This window comes from Xanthomonas sp. LMG 12459, assembly GCF_009192905.1.
Lineage (GTDB): Bacteria > Pseudomonadota > Gammaproteobacteria > Xanthomonadales > Xanthomonadaceae > Xanthomonas_A > Xanthomonas_A sontii.
In genome coordinates, this window is sequence record NZ_NSGT01000084.1 from 38,991 (window position 1) to 55,556 (window position 16,566).

Genomic DNA, 16,566 nt, shown 5'->3' on the forward strand with positions numbered 1-16,566 from the left:
TCGGGCAGCCGCGTTGTGGGAGGGGCTTCAGCCCCGACGCGCTGCAGGTGATGCGCGTCGGGGCTGAAGCCCCTCCCACAAAAGCCTCGTGACGTGCAGGTATTGGGGACGCTTGGGTTCGCACGCGATGCGCGTGCAGCCAGTGGTCGCTGTTGCGCTTCAACCGCGACGCTTCAGCGGTAAGGCCTCGCGGCAGAAGCCGCTCCTAAGAGAAGCGGGATGCCGCGCCGTATGCAAACGCTGCACCGGCGCGAAACTCCCATCCCGCATCCCAAATCCCGAATCCCGCGCTTGGCGCCAAGCGCTTACTCCACCGCCAGATCGTCGACCTTCTGCCACCCGCGCGGCAGCAATCCGCCGCGGCTGGCGCGGGCGCCGAGGTAGGCGTCCAGGTCCTTGAACGACAGCGACATGGTGCGTTGGCCGCTCTTGACCAGCAGCGTGTTGCCCGGCGCCACCGCGGCGATCGCCACCACCCGTTCGGTGCTGAGCTTGGCCTTGGGGATGTCGATGATCTTGTTGCCCTTGCCCTTGTCCAGCTCGGGCAGGTCGGCGACCGGGAACGCCAGCAGGTGGCCGGCGCTGGTGACCGCGACGATGCGGTCGCTGCCGGCGCCGCTCACCGGCGCGGGCGGCAGCACCTTGGCGTTCGGGGTCAGGTTGAGCATGGCCTTGCCGGCCTTGTTGCGGCTGGTCAGGTTCTCGAAGCGGGTGACGAAGCCGTAGCCGTGCGAGGACGCCAACACCAGGCGGCTGTCGTTCTCGCCGCTGGCGATGGCCTGGAACGACGCACCGGCCGCGGGCGAGAAGCGTCCGGTCAGCGGCTCGCCGTTGCCGCGCGCCGAGGGTAGGGTATGCACCAGGGTCGAATAGGCACGGCCTTCCGAATCCAGGAACGCCACCTGCTGCGTGCTGCGCCCGCGCACCGCCGCCAGCAGGCCGTCGCCGTCGCGGTAGGACAGCGCCGCCGGGTCCACGTCGTGGCCCTTGGCCGCACGGATCCAGCCCTTCTCCGACATCACCACGGTCATCGGCTCGCTCGGCACCAGCTCGGTCTCGTCGATGGCCTGGGCCGCGCCGCGCTGCACCAGCGGCGAACGCCGCGCATCGCCGAACTTCTTGGCGTCGGCCGTCAGCTCGTCCTTGATCAGCTTCTTCAGCTTGGTCTTGCTGGCCAGCAGCGCCTGCAGCTGCTCGCGTTCCTTGGCCAGCGCGTCCTGCTCGCCGCGGATCTTCATCTCTTCCAGCCGCGCGAGCTGGCGCAGGCGCGTCTCCAGGATGTAGTCGGCCTGTTCCTCGCTGAGTCCGAAGCGCGCGATCAGCGCCGGCTTCGGCTCGTCCTCGGTGCGGATGATGCGGATCACCTCATCCAGGTTGAGGAACGCGGTCAGCAGGCCTTCCAACAGGTGCAGACGGCGCTCGACCTTCTCCAACCGATGGTTGAGGCGGCGCACCACGGTGTCGCTGCGGAAGCGCAGCCACTCCTCCAGCAGGGTCTTGAGGTTCTTGACCTGCGGGCGGCCGTCCAGGCCGATCACGTTGAGGTTGACCCGGTAGCTGCGCTCCAGGTCGGTGGTGGCGAACAGGTGGCCCATCAACTGCTCGGCGTCGACCCGGTTGGAACGCGGCACCAGCACCACCCGCACCGGGTTGGCGTGGTCGGACTCGTCGCGGATGTCTTCCAGCCAGGGCAGCTTCTTGGCGCGCATCTGCTGCGCGATCTGCTCGATCACCTTGGACGGCGACACCTGGTACGGCAGCGCCGTGACCACGATGTTGGCGTTTTCCTTCTGGTAGGTGGCGCGGGCGCGCACGCTGCCATGGCCGGTCTCGTAGATCGCGCGCAGGTCGGCGGCCGGGGTGATGATCTCGGCGGTGGTCGGGTAGTCCGGGCCGCGCACGTGCTCGCACAGGTCGGCGACGCTGGCGTCGGGGTCGTCGAGCAGGCGGATCAGCGCGCTGACGATCTCGTTGAGGTTGTGCGGCGGCACGTCGGTGGCCATGCCCACGGCGATGCCGGTGGTGCCGTTGAGCAGCAGGTGCGGCAGCCGCGCCGGCATCCAGGTCGGCTCGTCCAGGGTGCCGTCGAAGTTCGGCGACCAGTCCACCGTGCCCTGGCCCAGTTCGCCCAGCAGCACTTCGGCGATCGGGGTCAGCTTGGACTCGGTGTAGCGCATCGCCGCGAACGACTTCGGGTCGTCGGTGGAGCCGAAGTTGCCCTGGCCTTCGATCAGCGGGTAGCGGTAGGAGAACGGCTGCGCCATCAGCACCAGCGCTTCGTAGCAGGCGCTGTCGCCATGCGGGTGGTACTTGCCGATCACGTCGCCGACAGTGCGCGCGGATTTCTTCGGCTTGGCCGTCGCGTTCAGGCCCAGCTCGCTCATCGCATAGATGATGCGCCGCTGCACCGGCTTGAGCCCGTCGCCGAGGAAGGGCAGGGCGCGGTCCAGCACCACGTACATGGAGTAGTCGAGGTAGGCGCGTTCGGCGTATTCGCGCAGCGGCAGCTGTTCGAAGCCATGGAAGGCGGGGCGGGCGAGATCGGTCATGCGCAGGAAATACCTATAGGGGAACGCGGCGCCAGGCGCCGCAGGTCAGCCGGTCGATTATCCGGATGCGGCCGGCGATGCCAAGCCGCGCGTGCCGCCGGCGCTGGCCAGGTAACGGGCCGGAGGATGGCCGAAGCGGCCGCGAAAGGCGGTGACGAAGGCGCTGGGGCTGCTGTAGCCGAGCCGGAAGGCGGTGTCGGCGACACTGGCGCCGTCGCTGAGCCGGCGCAGCGCCTCGGCCAGCCGCGCCTGCTGGCGCCAGCCGGCGAAGCCGAAGCCGGTCTCGTCGCGGAAGTGGCGGCTCAGGCTGCGCGCCGACAGCCCGGCCCAGTGCGCCCATTGCGCCAGCGAGCGGTCGTCGGCGGGGGTTTCCAGCAACTGGGTGGCGATGCGCAGCAGCCGGCGATCGCGCGGCATCGGCAGGTGCAGATGCTCGACCGGGGCGTTGCGCACCTCGTCCAGCAGCACCGCGCACAGGCGCTGCTGCTCGGCCGCCAGCACCGGTGGCACCCCCCACTGGCTCATCCGCCGCAGCACCTCCCGGAACAGGCCGTTCATGCCGATCACGCAGGTCCGCGGCGGCAGGTCGGCGCAGACGTCGGGGCGGATCAGCACCAGGTAGCTGCGCACCCGCCCGGACACCTGCACCGTGTGCAGTTCCTGCGGCGGCATCCAGCCGGCACAGCCCGGCGGCAGTGACCACTGGCCGTGCGCGGTGCGGGTGCTCAGCACGCCGTCCTCCACATAGATCAATTGCCCGCGCACGTGGCGGTGCCAGTCCACCTCGCGTCGCAGCGACACCGGCGAATGCGCGATGAAGGCCAGCGCGGGCGGGCCATCGGCGCGCTCGAACCACTCCATGGCGCGCGGGTCCAGCGCGCTGTCGGAGCCGATGATGGCCGGAACGTCGGCCGGCTGGGTTGGCGCGATTTCGATATCCATTGTCCGGATTGTAATACCGAGCCATGGCCGCGCGCCGCTACAGTGCGCTCGCCGTCAGCGTTCCTCCGCTGCAACGCAGCATCTAGTTTCCTTGGGGATATTTTCTTGACATATATTTCTAAATGAAAATAATAGGCGCCCATGAACTGCGCTCCCTCCTTTCCTGGCCAGCCCTCGTTCGGCCTGTTGCTGCGCCAGGTGCGTGACGGCCTGATGCGCCGCCTCGACCGCGCCATGGCCGGGCTGGAGCCGGACCTGGGCTTCAGCCACTACATCGGCATGAAGGCCCTGGCCCACATGGCGCCGTGCACCGCCAACGAACTGGCCCAGGCCATCGACCAGAACCCCAGCGCGGTGACGCGCCTGCTGGACAAGCTGGAAGACCTGGGCTGGGTGCGCCGCGAGGCGCACGCGCAGGACCGCCGCGCGCTGCGCCTGGTGCTGACCGACGAAGGCCAGGCGCGGTGGCAGCAGCTCAAGCAGCGCGGCGACGACGTCATCGCCGATGCCTTGCGCGATCTGTCCGCCGACGAGCGCGAGCACTTGTTTTCGCTGTTGGTCCGCGTCCGCGATTCCCTCAATTCGCCCTGAACCCGCCCACATGACTCTGTCTTCTTCTCCCTCCCGCCTGCGCCCGTTCGCGGTCGCGGCCCTCACCCTGGCACTGGCGGCCTGCGCCAGCAGCCGTGGCCTGGAACCGCAGGGGCGCCGGCTCGATGCCGACCGCCAGCTGCACATCGGCAAGACCCTGGCCGCCGACGCGCTGGCGCCGGCGCCGTGGCCGCAGCAGGACTGGTGGAGGGCGCTGGGCGATCCGCAGCTCGACGCGCTGATCGCCGAGGCCCTGCAGGGCACGCCCAGCCTGGACGCCGCCGATGCGCGGCTGCGCCTGGCGCAGGCCCAGGCCGGCGCGGCCGATGCCGACCGCGGCGCCAAGCTGTCGCTGTCGGCCGGCTACACCGGCCTGCAACTGCCCAAGGGCCTGGTCGGCAACGAGATCGGCGGCAAGTACATCCACAACGAACAGGCGCTGCTGGACTTCAGCTACGGCTTCGACCTGTGGGGCGGCAAGCGCGCCTCGTGGGAAGCGGCAGTGGACCAGGCGCATGCGGCCGAGGTCGACGCGCAGGCCGCACGCCTGGACCTGTCGGCCGGCGTCGCCCGGGCCTACGCGCAACTGGGCTACGCCTGGCACCTGTACGACCTGGCCGGCGCCGAACTGGCGCGCTCGGAGAACAGCCTGAAGCTGGTGCGGCAGCGCCGCGATGCCGGCATCGACAACAACCTGCAATTGCGCCAGGCCGAGGCGCGGGTGCCGGCGGCGCGCCAGCAGCAGGCGGCGGCGCAGCAGCAGATCGACGAAGCGCGCACCGCCCTGGCGGCCTTGCTCGGCCGCGGCCCGGACCGCGGGCTGCAGATCGAGCGCCCGCGCCTGCTCGACCCGCAGGCCGCGCGGGTGCCGTCGGTGCTGCCCAGCGACCTGCTCGGCCGCCGGCCCGACGTGGTCGCCGCGCGCTGGCGCGTGGAAGCCGCCTCGCAGGGCATCCATGCGGCCAAGGCGCAGTTCTATCCCAGCATCAATCTGACCCTGCTGGGCGGCGTCGCCGCCACCAATCCGGGCGACCTGTTCAAGAGTTCGTCGGTGCTGGGTCTGCTCAGCCCGGGCGTGAGCCTGCCGCTGTTCGACAGCGGGCGGCTGCGCAGCCAACTGGCCGAGCGCGATGCGCAGTACGACCTGGCGGTGGCCAACTACAACCAGACCCTGGTGGCGGCGTTGCGCGAGGTGGCCGATCAGGTCAACGCCGCGCGTTCGCTGGCCGAGCAGGCGCAGCAGCAGGCGCAGGCGCTGGAGACGGCGCAGGCCGCCTTCGACCTGTCGCAGCAGCGTTACCGCGCCGGCATCGGCAACTACCTGGACGTGCTCAGCGCGCAACAGCAGTTGCTGGACGCGCAGCAGCGCCTGGCGTCGCTGCAATCCAATCAGATCCTGGTCTCGGTGCGCCTGAATCAGGCGCTGGGCGGCGGCTACGACGCCACCTCCGCCGCCGATGCGCCGAGCTCTTCTTCTTCCGCACCTTCGCATTCCTGAGATCGCTGCAATGAATCAGACAACGACCCCCGCTTCCTCCGCTCCCGCCCCCAGCCGGCGCGGCAAGCTGCTGCGCGGCCTGGCCGTGGTAGTGGTGCTGGTGCTGATCGCGCTGGCGATCTGGTATTTCCTGGTCGGCCGCTGGCACGAGGACACCGACGACGCCTACGTGCAGGGCAACCTGGTGCAGATCATCCCGATGGTGGCCGGCACCGTGGTGCGCATCGACGCCGACGACGGCATGCGCGTGGAGCGCGGCCAGCCGCTGGTCAAGCTCGACCCGGCCGACACCGAGGTCGCCCTGCAGCAGGCCGAGGCCAATCTGGCGCGGACCGTGCGCCAGGTGCGCGGTCTGTACCGCTCGGTCGAGGGCGCCCAGGCCGAGCTGTCCGCGCAGCAGGTGACCCTGCAGCGCGCCCGCGCCGACGTCGCCCGCCGCGCCAGCCTGGTCGCCACCGGTGCGATCTCCGCCGAAGAACTGGCGCATGCCCGCGATCAGCTGGCCGCCGCCGAAGCCGCGGTCAGCGGCTCGCGCGAGACCCTGGCGCGCAACCGCGCGTTGATCGATGAGAACGGCGTGGCCGACCAGCCCGACGTGCAGGCCGCCGCCGCGCAGGTGCGCCAGGCCTTCCTCAACAACGCCCGCAGCGCCATCGTCGCGCCGGTGGCCGGCTACGTGGCGCGGCGCTCGGTGCAGGTCGGCCAGCGCGTGCAGCCCGGCACCGCGCTGATGGCGGTGGTGCCGCTGAACCAGGTGTGGGTGGACGCCAACTTCAAGGAAACCCAGCTCAAGCACATGCGCCTGGGCCAGCCGGTGGAACTGGAGTCGGACGTGTACGGCAGCGCGGTGACCTACCACGGCACCGTGCAGAGCCTCGGCATCGGCACCGGTAGTGCGTTCTCGCTGCTGCCGGCGCAGAACGCCAGCGGCAACTGGATCAAGATCGTGCAGCGCGTGCCGGTGCGCATCGCCATCGACGCCAAGCAGCTGGAGCAGCATCCGCTGCGCATCGGCCTGTCGATGAAGGCCGACGTCAACCTGCATGACCAGAACGGCGCGGTGCTGCCGACCAAGCCGGCCAGCGGCACGCTGCTGGATACCGATGTGTATGCGCAGCAGCTGCAGCAGGCCGATGCGGCCGTGAAGCAGATCATCCACGCCAACCTGCCCGACGCCGCCAAGGCGAACTGAGCCCGGTCATGTCCAACCAAGCTGCCGCTCCCGCCGCGCCCGGGGTTCCGGGCGCACCGGCCGCCGGGTTCCGCCCGGCCAGTGTGGCGTTGTGCACGGTGGGCCTGGCGATGGCCTCGTTCATGCAGGTGCTCGACACCACCATCGCCAACGTCTCGCTGCCCACCATCGCCGGCAACCTCGGCGCCAGTTCGCAGCAGGCGACCTGGGTCATCACCTCGTTCGCGGTCAGCAACGCCATCGCGCTGCCGCTGACCGGCTTCCTCAGCCGCCGTTTCGGCGAGACCAAGCTGTTCGTGTGGGCCACGCTGGCCTTCACCGCGGCCTCGCTGCTGTGCGGCCTGGCCCAGAGCATGGGCATGCTGGTGGTATCGCGCGCGCTGCAGGGTTTCGTCTGCGGCCCGATGTACCCGATCACCCAGAGCCTGCTGGTGTCGATCTACCCGCGCGAAAAGCGCGGCCAGGCGCTGGCCTTGCTGGCGATGATCACCGTGGTCGCGCCCATCGCCGGGCCGATCCTCGGCGGCTGGATCACCGACAACTACAGCTGGGAATGGATCTTCCTGATCAACGTGCCGCTGGGCATCATCGCCGCGACCGTGGTCGGCTCGCAGCTGCGCGACCGTCCCGAGCCGATCGAGCGTCCGCGCATGGACTACGTCGGCCTGATCACCCTGATCATCGGCGTCGGCTGCCTGCAGGTGGTGCTGGACCTGGGCAACGACGAGGACTGGTTCAGTTCGACCAAGATCGTCGTGCTGGCCGCGATCTCGGCGGTGGCGCTGGCGGTGTTCCTGATCTGGGAGCTGACCGACAAGGATCCGATCGTCGACCTGCGGCTGTTCCGCCACCGCAACTTCCGCGCCGGCACCATGGCGCTGATCGTCGCCTATGCGGCGTTCTTCAGCGTGTCGCTGCTGATCCCGCAGTGGCTGCAGCGCGACATGGGCTACACCGCGATCTGGGCCGGCCTGGCCACCGCGCCGATCGGCATCCTGCCGGTGATCATGACCCCGTTCGTCGGCAAGTACGCCTCGCGCTTCGATCTGCGGCTGCTGGCCAGCATCGCCTTCATCTTCATGGCCACCACCAGCTTCATGCGCTCGGACTTCAACCTGCAGGTGGATTTCCCGCACGTGGCCGGGGTGCAGTTGCTGATGGGCGTGGGCGTGGCGCTGTTCTTCATGCCGGTGCTGCAGATCCTGCTGTCGGACCTGGACGGGCGCGAGATCGCCGCCGGTTCCGGCCTGGCCACGTTCCTGCGCACGCTGGGCGGCAGCTTCGCGGCGTCGCTGACCACCTACCTGTGGGCCAAGCGCACGCAGCTGCACCATGCGCATCTGACCGAGCACATCTCCACCTACACGCCGGGTATGCAGGAACAGGTGCAGATGATGGGCAACGGCAGCCTGCAGAACGGCGCGGCGCTGCTCAACAACACCATCAACCACCAGGCCTCGCAGATGGGCTTCAACGACATCTTCTACCTGCTGGGCTGGACCTTCCTCGGGATCATCTTCTTCCTGTGGCTGGCCAAGCCGCCGTTCGGCGGCGGCGGTGGCGCGGCGGCGGCTGGCGGCCACTGAGCCTCGACGGCGGCACGTCGGCACGGACGGCACCACGCCCTGTGCCGTTCCGTGCCGCTGCAATGGTGGTGCGATAGCAGCGCTTGCACGCGCCATTGCCTGATGGCGTGCCGTCCGGCGCGCCGCACCCGGGCATGCCAAGTGGCATGCGTGTCCGGCGTCGCGCTCAGGCGCGGGGACACTTGCCGCTGCCGCGGCCTGCGCACCAGAATGCCGCTCTTCGCAGGCTTCGGCAGCCCCGCACATGCAGCGCTTTCTCCGCGCCTTCGGCGCCCGCTTCGCCGCATCGCTTCCGCGCGCGGCCGTCCTCGTACTGCTATGCCTCGGTGCGCACCCAGGCAACGTCCAGGCCGCGCCGCTGCCGGCGCCGTCGCCAGTGCCGGTGACCCCGGCCGATCGCCTGCACGAAGCCTGGTGGGCCGAGCGCCACCAACAGGTGTTGGCGCAAGTACGCGCGCACCCGGATGCGCCGCTGCTGCTGATCGGCGATTCGATCACCCAGAACGACGAGAAGGCGCAGGCACCGGACGAAGACTTCCAGTCGACCTGGCAGACCTTCTACGGCAGCCGCGGCGCGCTCAACCTCGGCTTCAGCGGCGACGCCACCGAACACGTGCTGTGGCGTCTGCAGCACGGCGAGGTCGACGGTCTGCGGCCCAAGGTCGCGCTGCTGCTGATCGGTACCAACAATACCGGCCACCAAGGGCACAGCGCGGCGGACACGGTGCGCGGGATCGATGCGGTGGTCGCCACGCTGGAGCAGCGCCTGCCGCGCACCCGCATCCTGTTGCTCGGCCTGCTGCCCAGCGCACTGTCGGCGCAGAAGAGTGCGCGCGACGCCGAGGTCAACCGCGCGCTGGCGGTGCGTTACGGCGACAATCCGCGTGTGGCCTACCTGGACATCGGCACCGTGTTCCAGCGCGTCGATGGCACGCTGGACCCGAGCCTGTTCTACGATCCGCGGCAGCGTCCCGGCAGTGGCGCGTTGCATCCGGACACGCGTGGGCAGCGGCGCATGGCCGAGGCCATCGAGCCGACCCTGGCGCGGCTGCTCGACGAGGCGCCGCGGGTGCCGCTGGACGCGATGACCGACGTCGACACCGCGCGCATCGCGGTGCCCTGGCTGGAGCAGGATTCGTACGACTGGTACGGCCGCCACCATGCCGCGCTGGACGCCGCGCGGCAGTTGCAGCCGCAGGTGGTGATGCTCGGCGACTCGATCACCCATTTCTGGGCGGGCGCGCCACAGGCGATCCGGGTGAATGGCGCGCAGGCCTGGCAGCGCACCTTCGGCGACGCGCGGATGCTGAACCTGGGCTTCGGCTGGGACCGCACCCAGAACGTGCTGTGGCGGCTGCGCCAGGGCGAGGTCGACGGCCTGGCGCCGCGCTGGGTGGTGATCAACCTCGGCACCAACAATCTCACCGGCACCGAGCATGCGCGCGCCAACACGCCGCAGGAGACCGCCGACGGCGTGGCGGCGGTGGTCGCCGAGATCCGGCGGCGCCTGCCGCGCAGCCGGATCGTGCTGATGGGCATCTTCCCGCGCGGCTTCGCCGCCGATGCGCCGCAGCGTGCGCCGATCCTGGAGACCAACCGCCTGCTGGCCGCGCGCTTCGCCCACGACCCGCAGGTGCGCTGGCTCGACATCGGCGCGCGCTTCCTGCAGCCGGACGGCACGCTGCCGGTGGCGCTGATGCCCGATGGCACCCATCCCAGCGAAGCGGGCTACGCGATCTGGGGCGAGGCGCTGCGCACGCTCGGCGTCGGCGGCTGAAGAGCGTCTCGAACATCACGCGTGCCGCGACTCAGCGGGAAGCGTGGTCGTCCTCGTAAGAGCGGCTTCAGCCGCGACGGGCATGTCGGTAGGGTTTGGTCGCGGCTGAAGCCGCTCCTGCGAATGGCATTCCGTCGTTACTGGCGATGCCCGAACGCCACACGCGCCGCCAGTGTGGCTCAGCCGTTGTCCGGCTTGAGCAATTCCAGCACGGCTTCGCGGCGCCGCACCGAGGCGTTGCGATAGCGCGCGAGCAGGGCGCGCTCCTGCGCGTCCTGTGCCAGCAACGGATAGTCGGCGGGCAGGTCCTGCACACGCTTGCCTGGACCGACGCCGCACACCAGTTCGTCGAGCGAGCGGTTCAGCACGCTGCGTAGCGTCGGCAGCAGGCGGAAGCTCGGCGTTTCGCGGTCGTTCTCCCAGGCCGACACCGAGGACTTGGTGACGTCCAGCGCGAAGCCCAACTGCTCCTGGGTGAGCCCGGCGGCTTTTCTGGCTTCGCGCAAACGCTCGCCGAAGCTATTCATCGCGGTGGGCCTTGGGGGACGGCGGGCCTACCAAGATATGGAGCATCCGCCGGCTTGTCGTACAGTCACGCTTGACTCCAATTGTTCGGAGATTCAATACTCGTGCGGTGCGGAATGCACGGACGCGCGAGGATGCGCATGCAGGACATGGATGTTGTGGACACGGGGGTGTCGGCGCCGCGGTGCGCCGCCGCCATGCATTGGCCGATCGCGGCACGACGCGGCGCCTGCCGGTACGTGGGGGAGGGCGCATGGCCACCTACGAAGTGAGACTCCGGCGCGTCGCGCAACTGGAGCCGTCCTTGCAGGTGCTGGTGCATGCCGCCAATGCCTACCTGGCCGCGCGTGCGGCCGAACGCCACAACCCGGGCTACCGTGCCTACAAGGTGGCGGTGTGGGTGAAGGGCGTGCGCGTGGACATCGGTCCGTTGCGTCCGCCGCAGCGCTGAGCGCCGCGGCCTGCGCGCAGCCAACAAAAAACCCGCCGAAGCGGGTTTTGAGATCTTGCTCGACCTGTCGGTCGTGGTGCCCAGGAGAGGACTCGAACCTCCACGGTTTTACCCGCTAGTACCTGAAACTAGTGCGTCTACCAATTCCGCCACCTGGGCAACTCAGAACGAGAATTGTGCGCGTGGCAGCAGACGCTGTCAAGCGTTTTGCGACGGCGGCAGTGCAGCGCCGTCGCGGACGCGTCGGTGGCGACCTCAGTAGCCGACGTTGAAGCGCAGGCCCTGGTTGATCGCGCAGCGGTAGCCGAGGGTGCTGCCGGTCTGCTGGTAGCTGGGCAGGGCGAACACGAACATGGTGAAGTCGATGCTGTTGTCCGGATGTACCTGGTAGCGCAGGAACTGCTGGATCGGCTTGCCGTCGCGGCCGACGGTCACGTGCTCGTCGGCGAAGGACAGGGTGCCGTCGGCGGTGACGCGGTAGGCGCCGATGCGCAGGCCGCCGCGGGTCTGGCTCGGCGTGGCGCCGCCGGAGGTGGGCGTGCACTGGCTCAGGTCGATCGCCACGGCGACCGAGGCGCCGCTGTCCAGGGCGCGCTGGATCTCGGTGAGGGAATTGAGCGTGGCGTCGTCGGCGCCGGCGGCGGAGGCGCTGGTGGCGCTGGCGAACAGGGCGGCGGCGAGCAGGGAGGCGGACAGGTTGTGCATGGGGATGCTCCGGAGCGTGGGGGAGGGCGACGGATTGCCGGATGCAAGCTAGCGGGGCGCCGATCCGGGTCAACCGACAAAATCGCGAACTTCCGCCGCCGTCACGCCGGATCTTCGAAGCGGGTCCGCTTGTGACAGCGCTGTGTCGGAATCCGCATTGCACTGCGGTTTTCCGCCGAATGCGTGCGCCGCCGACGCGCGCGGTGCGGCTGCTTGGCCCGACGGGGTCGTGGCATCGGTGCAGGCGATCGCGAGCGAATGCGAAATAGGCGTTGACAAGGTCGCGCGGGCACCGCAGAATTCGCGGCCTTCAGCGCCCAGGTGGCGGAATTGGTAGACGCACTAGTTTCAGGTACTAGCGGGTAAAACCGTGGAGGTTCGAGTCCTCTCCTGGGCACCACATGCAAGATCGCGAGAGCGCTGAACTCTCGCACCGACCGGCCCGCTGACGCGGGCTTCGTCGTTTCTGGGGCGCACGTTCGCCGCAGCGCGCCGCCCGGTTCGGGTGACGCCACCTGCATGGGAGTACCATGCGCGGATGACAACTCGCAAAAGCAAGTCCGGCAAGCCCGGCAAATCCGCGTCCGGCGACGCGCCCACCTCCGATACGCCGAAGAAATCGCGTCTGCCCGCCTGGATGCCCAGCTTCCTGCGCCGTGGCCCCAAGCCGCCGCTGCAACCGCTGCACCCTCCGTCGCCGCCGCCGGCGGCCGCGCCCGACACTGCCGCGCCGATCCACGACCCCTATGCCGCACGCGAGGCCGAGCGCTATGCGCAGCCGATCGCCAGCCGCGAGGCGATCCTGCAACTGCTCGAACGCTGCGACGGCCCGCAGACCCTGGACGAACTGGCCGAACAGCTCGGCCTGACCGAGCCGACGCGCAAGGAAGCGCTGAGCAAGCGCCTGGGTGCGATGCTGCGCGAAGCCCAGGTCGTGCAGAACCGCCGCGGCGGCTACGCGCCGCTGCAGCAGACCAACCTGATCCCCGGCGTGGTGATCGCCAATCCGGACGGCTTCGGCTTCCTGCGCCCGGACGAGGGCGGCGACGACCTGTTCCTGCCGCCGTACGAAATGCGCAAGGTGCTGCATGGCGACCGCGCCCTGGCCAACGTCACCGGCATCGACCGCCGCGGTCGCCGCGAGGGCAGCATCGCGCGCGTGCTCGAGCGCGGCCTGACCCGGATGATCGGCCGCTTCAGCCTGGAAGCCGGCATCGCCTTCGTGGTGCCCGACGACAAGCGCATCCAGCGTAATGTGCAGATCCCCGCCGACGCCGTCGGCGAGGCCCGCGACGGGCAACTGGTGGTGTGCGAACTCACCTCCGCGCCGGACGCGCGGCGCCCGCCGATCGGCAAGATCATCGCCGTGCTGGGCGACAAGCTGACCCCGTCGCTGCTGGTGGAAGCGGCGATCCACGGCCACGAGCTGCCCTACGAGTTCCCGCAAGAGGTACTGGACGAAGCCGCGGCGGTGCCGCTGACGGTGGAGCCGGCGGCGATCAAGGGCCGCGTGGACCTGCGGCAGACGCCGCTGGTGACCATCGACGGTGCCGACGCCAAGGACTTCGACGACGCGGTGTTCTGCGAGTCCAACGCCGACGGGTTCCGCCTGGTGGTGGCGATCGCCGACGTGTCGCACTACGTGCGTCCGGGCACGCCGCTGGACACCGAGGCGGTCAAGCGCGCGACCTCGGTGTATTTTCCCGGTTTCGTGGTGCCGATGCTGCCGGAGACGCTGTCCAACGGCATCTGCTCGCTCAACCCCAAGGTCGACCGCATGTGCTTCGTCTGCGACATGCAGATCGACCGCCAGGGCGAGGTGGCCAGTGCGCGCTTCTACGAGGCGGTGATGAACTCGCACGCGCGGCTCACCTACGAACAGGTGTGGCAGGCGGTCGGCGAAAAAGACGAGCAGGTGCGCAAGGACGTGGCGGCGGTGCTGCCGCAGCTGGATCGGCTGCATCAGCTGTACCAGATCCTGGCCAAGGCGCGCGCGCGCCGCGGCGCGATCGAGTTCGAGACCGCGGAAGTGCGCTTCGTGCTCGACAACACCGGCGAGGTGACCCAGGCCGGCATGCTGGTGCGCAACGACGCGCACAAGCTGATCGAGGAATGCATGATCGCCGCCAACGTGGCCGCGGCGCGCTACCTGCTGGAAACGCATATTCCGGCGCCGTTCCGCGTGCACGAGCGCCCGCCGGAATCCAAGTACGCCGACCTGCTGGAGTTCCTCAAGGAATTCAAGCTGAGCCTGCCGGCGTGGAGCAAGGTGGTGCCGGGCGACTACACCAAGCTGCTGAAGAAGGTGCGCGAGCGCCCGGACGCGGCGCTGCTGGAATCGGTGCTGCTGCGCAGCCAGAGCATGGCGGTGTACTCGCCCGACAACGCCGGCCACTTCGGCCTGGCGCTGGAGGCGTACGCGCACTTCACCTCGCCGATCCGCCGCTATCCGGACCTGCTGGTGCACCGCGCGATCAAGTACGCGTTGACCCGCGGCGCGCCGGACAAGTACCTGTACGCGCCGCGCGCGATGGCGGCGCTGGCGCTGCAGTGCTCCGAGCGCGAGCGCCGCGCCGACGAGGCCGAGCGCGAGGTCGACGAGCGCTACCGCGCCGCGTGGATGGAGAAGCACGTCGGCGGGCAGTTCGACGGCGTGGTCAGCGGCGTCACCAGCTTCGGCCTGTTCGTCGAACTGGACCAGTCCAAGGTCAACGGCCTGATCCACGTGACCCAGTTGCCGCAGGACTATTACCAGTTCGACGCGACCCGCAAGACCCTGACCGGCGAGCGCCGCGGGCGCGAGTTCCGCCTGGGCGACCGCGTGCGCATCCTGGTGCTGAAGGCGAGCATGGAAGAGCGCAAGATCGACTTTCGCCTGGTCGAGGAAGGCTCGTCGGCGCATGACGAGTTGCCGCCGCCGCCACCGCGTGGGCAGCCGGCCAAGCGCAAGAAAAAGAAGTACTGACGGCGCAGCGTCGCGGCGAACCGCCTGGCGGCCGCCGCGATCGCGCTTCCCGTGCGTCGTGCGGGAGGTCACCTGCGCGATGCGGTTCGCAGCGGAGAGCGGATATGGAGCAGGAGTACAGCGGCGGTTGCCAGTGCGGGGCGGTGCGTTTCCGCGTGCGCGGGCGGCTGCACGACGCCTCGATCTGCCATTGCCGGATGTGCCAGAAGGCGTTCGGCGCCTACTACGCGCCGCTGGTCTCCACCCGCGGTGCGGACCTGACCTGGACCCGCGGCGCGCCCAGGCGCTTCGCCTCGTCCAACCTGGTGCAGCGCGGCTTCTGCGCCGACTGCGGCACGCCTCTGACCTACGAGGCCCCGGATGGTGTCGCCATCGCGGCCGGCGCTTTCGACCATCCGGAGGCCTTGCCGCCGACCATCCAGTATGGCGTCGAGGCGAAGCTGCCATTCGTCGACGCCCTGCATCGCCTGTCGGCGGTCCGCACCGAGGGCGATCTGGTCGCCGCGCCCTTTCTGGCCGATATCGTCTCGCGCCAGCATCCGGACCACGACACCGAGCGCTGGCCGGCTTGAGCCGTGACTGACAGTGCCGACCTCGCGCGGCGCGTTGTCGGGAGATCGCTGGCGACCTCGGGAATCGGTCGCGCCAGGCAGCTGGCCGGTGTTCCCGACGTCATCGCGTCGGGACTGAAGTCCCTCCCACAAGGCTGCGCCGCGCCTTGTCTGGATGGCGCTGCGTCGTTGGTCTTGCTGTCGCGACACGCAGGCCCCGGGCGTCGCAGGAAAGTGCGACGTCACGGCCAAGCCGCTTCTACCAATCTCCAATCCCGAATCCCCAATCCCGGCCCCCAGGCATGACGCCAGCGGCCACAACCCCTACCATGCCCGCTTTCCTTACGCGTAGTCCCGCCTCATGAGCAAGCAGAACCAGTGGATCGTCGGCGTCAATGCCGTGGCCTCGTCGATCGAGAACGACGCGGACAACGTGCGCGAGGTGCTGGTGGAAGCGGGCAGCAAGAATCCGCGTCTGCAGGAGATCGAGGAGAACGCGCGGCGCAAGGGCATCGACGTGCGGCGGGTGAACACGCAGGCGCTGGACGGCGTCGGCGGCTCGGTGCGGCACCAGGGCGTGGCCGCGCGTTATGCCGCGGCGCGGACCTGGGCCGAGAGCGAGCTGGAAGGCCTGGTCAGCGCCGCCGAAGGCCGTGCGCTGCTGCTGGTGCTCGACGGTGTGCAGGATCCGCACAACCTCGGCGCCTGCCTGCGCAGTGCCGCCGCGGCCGGGGTGACCGCGGTGGTGATTCCCAAGGACAAATCGGCGCCGGTCAACGCCACCGTGCGCAAGACCTCGGCCGGCGCCGCCGACCGCCTGCCGATCGTGGCGGTGACCAACCTGGCGCGCTGCCTGCGCGAGCTGCAGAAGCAGGGCGTGTGGATCTACGGCCTGGCCGGCGAGGCCGAGACCTCGCTCTACGCGCAGGACCTGCGCGGCAACGTGGCGCTGGTGCTGGGCGGCGAGTCCGACGGCCTGCGCCGGCTGACCCGCGAGCATTGCGACGGCCTGGTGCGGATCCCGATGCCGGGCGAGATCGAGAGCCTCAACGTCTCGGTCGCCGCCGGCGTGACCCTGTTCGAAGCGGTACGGCAGCGCCTGGGCTGAGCGCGCGGTGCCGCCCCCATCCGGCGACGTCGGCACTGCTCCGTCATCGTCAGGAGCAACGTAAGCCCCTCTCCCCCCGGGAGAGGGGTTGGGGTGAGGGTACGGGGCGAAGCCTTCGCGCATCAG

General features: G+C 69.7%; 13 protein-coding genes and 2 tRNA genes. 10 read left to right on the forward strand and 5 right to left on the reverse strand.

All coding sequences use genetic code 11. From position 1 onward, the window contains the following. Positions 1-305 precede the first annotated feature (305 nt). Positions 306-2,549: a DNA topoisomerase IV subunit A gene (parC, locus tag CEK65_RS16970; RefSeq protein WP_043092448.1), complete on the reverse strand. Its 2,244-nt coding sequence runs from the start codon at positions 2,547-2,549 to the stop codon at positions 306-308. 57 nt (positions 2,550-2,606) lie between these two features. Then, positions 2,607-3,410 carry a helix-turn-helix transcriptional regulator gene (locus CEK65_RS16975; protein ID WP_191091457.1) on the reverse strand — a complete coding sequence of 268 codons (804 nt, stop codon included), beginning with the start codon at positions 3,408-3,410 and terminating at the stop codon, positions 2,607-2,609. Positions 3,411-3,632: 222 nt separating this feature from the next. Here CEK65_RS16975 and CEK65_RS16980 point away from each other — a divergent pair, with 222 nt between their 5' ends. The 5 genes from CEK65_RS16980 (at position 3,633) to CEK65_RS17000 (ending at position 10,135) form a co-directional block, all read left to right on the forward strand. Further along, entirely contained in the window at positions 3,633-4,082 is a 450-nt protein-coding gene (locus CEK65_RS16980) for a MarR family transcriptional regulator (RefSeq protein WP_152182457.1), read from the forward strand. Between the two features lie 10 nt (positions 4,083-4,092). Then, positions 4,093-5,580 (forward strand): efflux transporter outer membrane subunit, encoded by a 1,488-nt coding sequence (locus CEK65_RS16985; protein ID WP_152182458.1) that lies wholly within the window; start codon positions 4,093-4,095, stop codon positions 5,578-5,580. A gap of 10 nt (positions 5,581-5,590) precedes the next feature. Beyond that, complete coding sequence (locus tag CEK65_RS16990) at positions 5,591-6,772, forward strand: efflux RND transporter periplasmic adaptor subunit (protein ID WP_152182459.1); 1,182 nt, start codon at positions 5,591-5,593, stop codon at positions 6,770-6,772. Positions 6,773-6,780: 8 nt separating this feature from the next. Further along, a complete protein-coding gene (locus tag CEK65_RS16995) occupies positions 6,781-8,358 on the forward strand; it encodes a DHA2 family efflux MFS transporter permease subunit (protein ID WP_026144761.1) in 1,578 nt (525 codons plus the stop codon). A 244-nt stretch (positions 8,359-8,602) separates the two neighbouring features. After that, positions 8,603-10,135, forward strand: a complete 1,533-nt coding sequence (locus CEK65_RS17000; protein ID WP_152182460.1) for a GDSL-type esterase/lipase family protein — start codon at positions 8,603-8,605, stop codon at positions 10,133-10,135. A gap of 179 nt (positions 10,136-10,314) precedes the next feature. Here the strand turns inward: CEK65_RS17000 and CEK65_RS17005 are convergent, their stop codons facing one another. Next, positions 10,315-10,662: a helix-turn-helix transcriptional regulator gene (locus CEK65_RS17005; RefSeq protein ID WP_017910998.1), complete on the reverse strand. Its 348-nt coding sequence runs from the start codon at positions 10,660-10,662 to the stop codon at positions 10,315-10,317. A 251-nt stretch (positions 10,663-10,913) separates the two neighbouring features. Here CEK65_RS17005 and CEK65_RS17010 point away from each other — a divergent pair, with 251 nt between their 5' ends. Next, entirely contained in the window at positions 10,914-11,111 is a 198-nt protein-coding gene (locus CEK65_RS17010; protein WP_010343993.1) for a hypothetical protein, read from the forward strand. Positions 11,112-11,185: 74 nt separating this feature from the next. Here CEK65_RS17010 and CEK65_RS17015 read toward each other — a convergent pair. Next, positions 11,186-11,270: transfer RNA gene (locus tag CEK65_RS17015), tRNA-Leu, on the reverse strand. A 96-nt stretch (positions 11,271-11,366) separates the two neighbouring features. Beyond that, the gene (locus tag CEK65_RS17020; RefSeq protein WP_017910999.1) at positions 11,367-11,816 is read right to left on the reverse strand and encodes a VirK family protein; all 450 of its coding nucleotides are present in this window, start codon (positions 11,814-11,816) and stop codon (positions 11,367-11,369) included. Between the two features lie 315 nt (positions 11,817-12,131). On the opposite strand from CEK65_RS17020, the gene CEK65_RS17025 reads away from it, so the two are divergent. The 4 genes from CEK65_RS17025 to rlmB all read left to right on the forward strand — a co-directional run bounded on the left by CEK65_RS17025 (position 12,132) and on the right by rlmB (position 16,440). Then, positions 12,132-12,216 (forward strand) — tRNA-Leu (locus tag CEK65_RS17025). 138 nt (positions 12,217-12,354) lie between these two features. Then, positions 12,355-14,781, forward strand: a complete 2,427-nt coding sequence (gene rnr, locus CEK65_RS17030) for a ribonuclease R (protein WP_152182461.1) — start codon at positions 12,355-12,357, stop codon at positions 14,779-14,781. A 104-nt stretch (positions 14,782-14,885) separates the two neighbouring features. Beyond that, positions 14,886-15,353, forward strand: a complete 468-nt coding sequence (locus CEK65_RS17035) for a GFA family protein (RefSeq protein WP_152182462.1) — start codon at positions 14,886-14,888, stop codon at positions 15,351-15,353. Positions 15,354-15,693: 340 nt separating this feature from the next. Then, positions 15,694-16,440, forward strand: a complete 747-nt coding sequence (rlmB, locus tag CEK65_RS17040; RefSeq protein WP_017913459.1) for a 23S rRNA (guanosine(2251)-2'-O)-methyltransferase RlmB — start codon at positions 15,694-15,696, stop codon at positions 16,438-16,440. Positions 16,441-16,566: the final 126 nt, after the last annotated feature.

Bases quoted from the DNA above. Each gene is read 5' to 3' on its own strand.
- CEK65_RS17020 (WP_017910999.1), bottom strand. From the start codon at position 11,816: ATGCACAACCTGTCCGCCTCCCTGCTCGCCGCCGCCCTGTTCGCCAGC.
- rlmB (WP_017913459.1), top strand. From the start codon at position 15,694: ATGAGCAAGCAGAACCAGTGGATCGTCGGCGTCAATGCCGTGGCCTCG.
- CEK65_RS16985 (WP_152182458.1), top strand. From the start codon at position 4,093: ATGACTCTGTCTTCTTCTCCCTCCCGCCTGCGCCCGTTCGCGGTCGCG.
- CEK65_RS16975 (WP_191091457.1), bottom strand. From the start codon at position 3,410: ATGGAGTGGTTCGAGCGCGCCGATGGCCCGCCCGCGCTGGCCTTCATC.
- CEK65_RS17005 (WP_017910998.1), bottom strand. From the start codon at position 10,662: ATGAATAGCTTCGGCGAGCGTTTGCGCGAAGCCAGAAAAGCCGCCGGG.
- parC (WP_043092448.1), bottom strand. From the start codon at position 2,549: ATGACCGATCTCGCCCGCCCCGCCTTCCATGGCTTCGAACAGCTGCCG.
- CEK65_RS16980 (WP_152182457.1), top strand. From the start codon at position 3,633: ATGAACTGCGCTCCCTCCTTTCCTGGCCAGCCCTCGTTCGGCCTGTTG.
- CEK65_RS16990 (WP_152182459.1), top strand. From the start codon at position 5,591: ATGAATCAGACAACGACCCCCGCTTCCTCCGCTCCCGCCCCCAGCCGG.
- CEK65_RS17010 (WP_010343993.1), top strand. From the start codon at position 10,914: ATGGCCACCTACGAAGTGAGACTCCGGCGCGTCGCGCAACTGGAGCCG.
- rnr (WP_152182461.1), top strand. From the start codon at position 12,355: ATGACAACTCGCAAAAGCAAGTCCGGCAAGCCCGGCAAATCCGCGTCC.
- CEK65_RS16995 (WP_026144761.1), top strand. From the start codon at position 6,781: ATGTCCAACCAAGCTGCCGCTCCCGCCGCGCCCGGGGTTCCGGGCGCA.
- CEK65_RS17000 (WP_152182460.1), top strand. From the start codon at position 8,603: ATGCAGCGCTTTCTCCGCGCCTTCGGCGCCCGCTTCGCCGCATCGCTT.
- CEK65_RS17035 (WP_152182462.1), top strand. From the start codon at position 14,886: ATGGAGCAGGAGTACAGCGGCGGTTGCCAGTGCGGGGCGGTGCGTTTC.